The following is a 4801-nucleotide window of genomic DNA, read 5'->3' as shown; positions in this document are numbered from 1 at the left end:
CAAAATGGGTAAGCCGGAACAAGGGGAGACCCAAGGACTGGTGAAGCGGAGGAGGATGGCAGACGAACCCGTAGTAGTGTTGAACCTCTCTGAAAGGAGAAGGGACTATCGCCTTGAGCGATGGGGGTAACAGGAACCGAAAGGGTCTGTTACTTGCGAAGGGGGGAAGGATTGAGGAAATGGCACAAAGGAAAGCGAGTATAACAGGAGCCCGTAACGGAGGCTGAAATGCCGACGGTGGTCTGAAATGGCTGGGGCAGGCAAGTAATCCATTATAGGGTTGGGTATATTCCTCGAAAGGGGTAGAAAACCGATGCCTGTGTGGAAGAAGAAACCGATTCTGTTATATGCGACTTATTCTGAAGGCCATGCGGAGGTAGTATGATGGTATTCTACCATCGTCGGAGAATCCGATACTCAATCCAGGAGCCGTGTACGTTGGCCCGTACGCACGGTTCTGTGAGAGGACGGGGGGGATCCCCCCTCCTACTCGATCCCTGCTACGCTGTGGGTAAGCCTGACTACGTCAGGGGTGCGAACTGCTGCGCAGTTGAAAAAAACTGTCATTCTGGAGTGTCTTATCCAGAATCTTGTTTTCAGTACGAGATCCTGAATCAAGTTCAGGTTGACAGAACAGACTTTCAAGTCTGAGGGTTTGAACCGCCGAAGGCGCTAATCACCGGCGAAGCCGGTCGTATCAACTCCACAGGAGTTCGTAACACCGGCTCAGCCGGTCGTATCAACTGCGCAGCAGCGCACAGCTCACAAATCGAATCTTGAATGCAAGTGTGTTATTAATAACAGAAAATAACGTTTGTGATGTTATAATAAAACTTTATACTTCAAAGAAGGGGGATGGGGTATCGATGAGTTGTGTAGTCAGAAAAGGGTTCAAAAGTTGGAAGTTGGTGATGGTAGTTACCCTGGTATTGTTTCTGTTAACAGCTTGTCCAGGTTTTAACAATCCCGATGGCAATGATGAAGCAGAAAAGCAGTACGTATATGCCGCGGGTGGAGTTGAAGGGTTGTTAATATTTGAGGTTGGTGACCGGGAAAATCCCATACTGGTTAGCTATTATGACACGGATGGTTGTGCATATGGGGTAACGGTATCAGGAGGCTATGCGTACGTGGCGGACGATTATAATGGTCTTGTGGTAATCGATATATCTGAACCGTCAAATCCTGCGGAGGTAGGCCACTATGACACGGCTGATGCTGCATATGGAGTAACCGTAGTCGGGAACTACGCATATGTGGCGGACAATGATAACGGTCTTGTGGTAATCGATATATCTGAACCGTCAAATCCTGCGGAGGTAGGCCACTATGACACGGCTGGTGCTGCGTATGGAGTAACCGTAGTCGGGAACTACGCATATGTGGCGGATAATGATAATGGTCTGGTTATCATAGATATATCCGATCCGACAAATCTCTTACAGATTGGTCATTATGACACAGTTGGTTATGCATGCGGAGTAACGGTGGTAGGAGATTACGCATACGTGGCGGACTGGGAGAACGGTCTGGTGGTGATAGATATATCCGATCCATCAAGTCCCATACTGGTTGGTCGTTATGACACGGATGGTAGTGCATATGGAGTAACGGTATCAGGAGACTATGCGTACGTGGCGGACGATGATAACGGTCTTGTGGTAATCGATATATCTGAATCGTCAAGTCCTGTAGAGGTAGGCTGCTATGACACAGCTGATGAAGCATATGGAGTAACCGTAGTCGGGAACTACGCATACGTGGCAGACGGTGGTAACGGCCTTGTGGTGATAGATATATCCGATCCGACAAATCCAGTGCAAATTGGTCATTATGACACAGGTAGGTGGGCAAGTGAAGTAGTGGTATCAGGAAACTATGCGTATGTGGCAGACGGGGATAACGGTCTTGTGGTAATCGACGTATCTGATTCTGTTAAGGTAGGTCACTATGACACTGCTGGTGACGCATGTGGAGTAACGGTGGAAGGAGATTACGCATACGTGGCGGACTGGGAGAACGGTCTGGTGGTGATAGATATATCCGATCCATCAAATCCCATACTGGTTGGTCGTTATGACACTGCTGGTTATGCATGCGGAGTAACGGTGGTAGGAGATTACGCATACGTGGCGGACGATTATAACGGGCTTGTAGTGATAGGCATATCCGAACCGACAAATCCTGTCCAAATTGGTCATTATGACACGGATGGTTGGGCAAATGGAGTAACAGTAGCGGGAGACTACGCGTATGTAGCGGATATGAGCAGTCTGGTGGTGATGGATGTATCTGATCCGTCAAATCCGATACCGGTTTGTCATTATGATACAGATGGTTATGCATGTGGAGTAACGGTGGAAGGAGATTTCGCATACGTGGCCGATTGGGGAAATGGCCTGGTTGTGATGGATATATCCGATCCATCAAATCCCATACTGGTTGGTCATTATGACACGAATGGTTGGGCATGTGGAGTAGAGGTATCAGGAGACTATGCATATATAGCAGACGGAGACAACGGTCTTGTGATGATAGACATATCTGATCAGTCAAATCCTGTGGAGATAGGTAGTTTTGATTTGAATGGTTTTGTATATAGGGTAACGGTAGCGGAAGACTACGCGTACGTGGCTAACTGGGATAACGGTCTGGTTATCTTAGATATATCCGACCCATCAAATCCCAAATTAGTAAATGATATGCCTTGGATCACGCTTTACGGAATATGTGGTAATTAAATCATGAGGCAATAGAGCGAGATTGGAGAAGGCTGCTTCGCAGATAGAAAACATTAGACGCTTGCGAGGCTGTCAAATAAAACGACACGAACCGCAAGCGGTTGTTACGAACTCCTGGTAAGAATCGAGAGACCGAGAGTCCGAGAAAAAATAGGACGCTTGCAGAGGCTGTCAGCTGATGGAGCGACGCTTGCGAGGCTGAGGCTTGCGGACGCTGATTAAAAGCCAAGAATCGAGATCCGAGAACCGAGAGGGCCGCTATGCGGCTGGTGAGCACGCTGCGCGTGGGTAAGCCTGACTTCGTCAGGGGTGAGCACTCCTTCGGAGTGGGTGAAAACTTCTTCGCAGTTGACATGCACCTTCGGCGGAAGTGATGGACTACGTCCAGGAGGCTTGCGACGCTGTCAGCTGATGAAGCGACGCTCGAAGACTGTAAAAAGTGAGAATGTTTGTCATCTTGAAAATGGGGACAGTACCGTAGTGGACTGTCCCCATTTTTTGATGTAGTGTGTGGAAACAATACGGATCGAGAATCAAGTTTAGGATGACAAGCCAAACTCGCTGGGCGGTAATAAATCGCTGTTTTTTATCGTAGGGGCAGAACATGTTCTGCCCTCTGTGGATATAAAAACATATATTTCGAAAAACAGGTACAGTTCCCTGTTTTCGAAACATGCCCGTGCGTTAGCATGCTCATCGATTTGCCATTTGTCGTTTTACCACGTCGGATTCTCGATTCTCGACTCTCGGGTTTTATACAGCATGCTGTACCCTGGTTTTTAAGCGGTGTAATCGCTTCCCGGTGACATTGCCGAAGGCACTCTAAACGCCAAAACCACCCACTGTGATACAAATATTTCGCAATCTGCGAGTTCGCATAAGGCGAAGTAAGGTGGCTGAGTTATGAATCCGTTTGTATTTGAGAAAGAAAAGTCGCTACTAAGGTTGAAGGACATCCATGTTATATTCAGGCAGTAGCATTTTACACGTGGAATGCGGCTAAAAGAGCCGGCCAATTGTCTGACAAGCATATCGCCAGTGCAATTGAAAAGGTAATAAATCTCGAATCAGGTGCTTTTCACACTCTCTGGGACAATTTGACCACAAATCAGAGACAGGTTCTTAAGAAACTTGCTCATGGTAATTCACCTTACGAGTTACCAATAAGCGCCGGAAGTGTTAAAAGAGCTCTTGAAACGTGCAAACTATGAATATTGTAGAAAAAACGGCTCTTATAAAATAATAGATCCAATTCTGAGACTCTGGGTGTTAAAACTTATCTCAAAATTCGAATGATGCTGGGATTACCTGCGTCAATGATTCCGCTTCTTTCATCGCTCGAGAGGTGTTTTTCGATTCTATTGAAAGAAGTGAATTTTGTTTCACAAAAGAAGTTATTTTGAAACCCAGATTCCGGGTTGCGTCCGGAATGCCAATCCTTTGTCTGTAGCCTTAGTTTAAGCAATGCCAATTGCGCAGCAGTCCGTAACCAACCACGAAGTGGTTCGCAACAATGCCGAAGGGATTCGCCTCCGCCGCGCAGCGGCCCTCTCGGTTCTCGGCTTTTCATCAGCGTCCCCAAGCCTCAGCCTCGCAAGCGTCGCTCCACCAACCGAATGCAGGCGCGCTTACCCGCTGCGAAGCAGCTCTCGGTTCTCGTCTCTCGGATTCTCGTGTTTTTCGTCGCAAGCGTCGCTCTACCAGCTGACAGCGTTGCAAGCCTCGGCTGCGCAGCAGCTATCGGTTCTCGGACTCTCGGTTCTCGGATTCTCGTTTTTTACCGGCTTGACCCCCAAATATTGGACAAAAACAGACCAACATCAAGGATTTACGTACACAGGCTCGTTTTTGCTGGAGAATTCAGTATAGTATCTTGGTGTTTGGTATTTCAATGACCCATGAGGTCTCAGGTTGTTGTAAAAAGACAGATATACCTTTAGTTTTTCACACAAGTCTTCAAGATTCTTGAATTCGTTGTTTCTTACGAATTCCCTTTTCAAAGAAGAGAATGACGATTCAATAAATGCTTGCGAATCCGGATTCCTTACTATTCCAAATTC

3 protein-coding genes are annotated in these 4801 nt (G+C 47.2%); 2 read left to right on the top strand and 1 reads right to left on the bottom strand.

The genetic code is table 11. The features are described from left to right. The first annotated feature begins 866 nt into the window (after positions 1-866). Together DU53_RS00825 and DU53_RS00815 are read left to right on the top strand one after the other, a co-directional pair. Complete coding sequence (locus DU53_RS00825) at positions 867-2741, top strand: LVIVD repeat-containing protein (RefSeq protein ID WP_063726985.1); 1875 nt, start codon at positions 867-869, stop codon at positions 2739-2741. 1016 nt (positions 2742-3757) lie between these two features. Continuing rightward, a complete protein-coding gene (locus DU53_RS00815; RefSeq protein ID WP_063726981.1) occupies positions 3758-3952 on the top strand; it encodes a hypothetical protein in 195 nt (64 codons plus the stop codon). Positions 3953-4561: 609 nt separating this feature from the next. On the opposite strand, the gene DU53_RS00810 is transcribed toward DU53_RS00815, so the two are convergent. Then, positions 4562-4801 (bottom strand): integrase core domain-containing protein (locus DU53_RS00810; RefSeq protein ID WP_153020786.1); only part of this gene is annotated, 240 nt, incomplete at its 5' end.

This window comes from Kosmotoga sp. DU53 (assembly GCF_001639905.1).
GTDB classification, from domain to species: Bacteria; Thermotogota; Thermotogae; order Petrotogales; family Kosmotogaceae; genus Kosmotoga; species Kosmotoga olearia.
This window is presented reverse-complemented; position numbering and strand designations above follow the sequence as displayed.